Source organism: Promineifilum sp. (SeqCode), assembly GCF_041918635.1.
GTDB lineage: Bacteria > Chloroflexota > Anaerolineae > Promineifilales > Promineifilaceae > Promineifilum.
Genome location: NZ_JAYRVJ010000553.1, coordinates 1 through 1,980 on the forward strand (window position 1 = coordinate 1; position 1,980 = coordinate 1,980).

The following is a 1,980-nucleotide window of genomic DNA, read 5'->3' on the forward strand; positions in this document are numbered from 1 at the left end:
CTCGACCACCCGCGACGACGTGCCGATGCCCCCCTTGAACTCGTGGCAAATCATGCCCGTGCCGCCGCCGACGCTGCCCTCGGCCACCGGCCCGCCGGCCACGCTGTCCAGCGCGGCGCGGACGTGCTCCGCTTTCAGGTGGAAGCCGTCCATGTCGTTCAGCCAGCCGTCCCACGTCTCGGCCACCACGGGCAGGCCGGATGCTTCCATGTGGCCGCGCTCCTGGCCGTAGGCGATGATCGCCTCGTGGACAGTGCCCACGTGGTGGGTGCTGGTCAGGGCGATGGGGTAGGAGAGCTGGCCCGACTCCTCGATCCACAGCGCGCCGGTCATCTCGCCGCAGCCGTTGAACGAGTGGACGGCGGCGAAGGCGGGGTTGCGCCAGATGTCGCCGCCGCGCGGCATGATGATCGTCACCCCGGTGCGGGCCACGCGCGGCTCGTCGTGGATGATCGTCGTGTGGCCCACCAGCGTGCCGGGCACGTCGGTGATGGCGTTGTGGGGGCCGGTCGGGAAGTGGCCGATGCGGATCCCCAGATCGCGCAGTCTCGTCATAGCATACTCCAGAAAGTTATCCGCAGATTTGGCAGATTCGGCAGATTTGAAGAGGCTCACGCAAAGCACGCCAAGAACGCCAAGCGCGCAAAGAGATTTGTATGCTTGGCGTTCTTGGCGACCTTTGCGTGAGCTCTTAATCTGCCCAATCTGCCAAATCTGCGGATCATATCTTCGTCAAACCAGGTGGCGGGGGATGGACTGGGTCGAGGCGCGGGTGAAGACGCGGGTCTCCCCCTCGTAGGCGTCCAGGTGGTGGCTCAGGTGGAAGTGCGTCGCGTCGGCCGTCATGTCGCTGGCTGTCTCCACACGCACCCGCCACGTCCCCCGCTGCAACGCCAGCGCGTGCCGGATGTGCGCCCGCAGCGACAGCGGCTCCCCATCCCGCACGGTATACGTCTCGCACACCCAGTCCTCGACTTCCATGCCCGAGCCGGTGTAGCGCAGCCGCCCGCCGTCGCTCTCCAACCGCCACTCGCTTTCCCCTGTCGCCAGATCGCGGCTGATGGTCTTGTGGGCGCTGCCCGTCCGCAGCACCTCGTGAGGGAGGGGCGGGGCCATCTCCGGCGGCGGGAAGGGCGCGAGCCGGCCGTCCCCCGCGTGGGGCCGGCGCACGGGCAGCCGCAGCCGCGACCCCGCCCCGCCGTAGACCGTCAGCGTCACCCGCTCCGGCGACGGCCAGGCGTGGCGGATGTAGGTGGGCGTCAGGCTCACCCGCCAGCGGTGGCCGGCGGCCAGGCGGTGGCCGGTGACGTTCAGTTGCACCGTCACGCGGTAGCGGCGGCCCGGCTCCAGCGGCTCCGGGAACTCGTGGCTCCCCCGATGGGCCAGGTTGAGCAGCCCCCAACTGACCAGCGTCGACGCGCCGTCGGGGGCCACGTCGCACAGCCGCGCCGCCACCAGCGCCAGCGGCCGGTCGGCGCTCACCTCCAGGTCGAGTTCGGGATAGCCCAGGATGTCCACCGCCTCGGCCAGCGGCGCGCTGGTGAAGGCCAGCGACGCGCCGTCGGCCGGGCGCTGGTCGCCGGCCCACTCGCCCGGCGTGCCATAGCTGCCCCACCCGCCCACGTCGAGGGCGTCCCCCTCGCGCCCGGCGATGGGCAGGGCCACCTCCGGCCGGGGCGCGTCCTGCAGCAGGCCGGCCGCGCCGCCGTTGAGGTAGTAGACGCGCTCCCCCACGTGCGGCGACGGCCAGGACGGGTCGGCCACCCAGCGGCCGGGGCGCTCCGCGTAGTGGCCGGCCGGCGGGACGCTGTCCTGAATCCAGCAGCGCAGCATCGGCTCGTCCATGATGCCCGTATCGCGCCCCTTCAGCCAGTGGTCCCACCAGCGCAGGCTGTCCTGCAGGAAGCCGATGGCCGGCGCGGGCTGGCCCACCTCCGGGAAGGTGTGGATCCACGGCCCAATCAGCCCCTTGCGCGGCCC

The 1,980-nt window shown here is 71.4% G+C and carries 2 protein-coding genes; both read right to left on the reverse strand.

Going from position 1 to position 1,980, the window contains the following annotated elements:
* A partial coding sequence (locus tag ACE3UY_RS16590; RefSeq protein WP_374688604.1) for a P1 family peptidase occupies window positions 1-555 on the reverse strand: 555 nt, incomplete at its 3' end.
* A gap of 177 nt (window positions 556-732) precedes the next feature.
* Window positions 733-1,980 (reverse strand): CocE/NonD family hydrolase (locus tag ACE3UY_RS16595; RefSeq protein WP_374688605.1); only part of this gene is annotated, 1,248 nt, incomplete at its 5' end.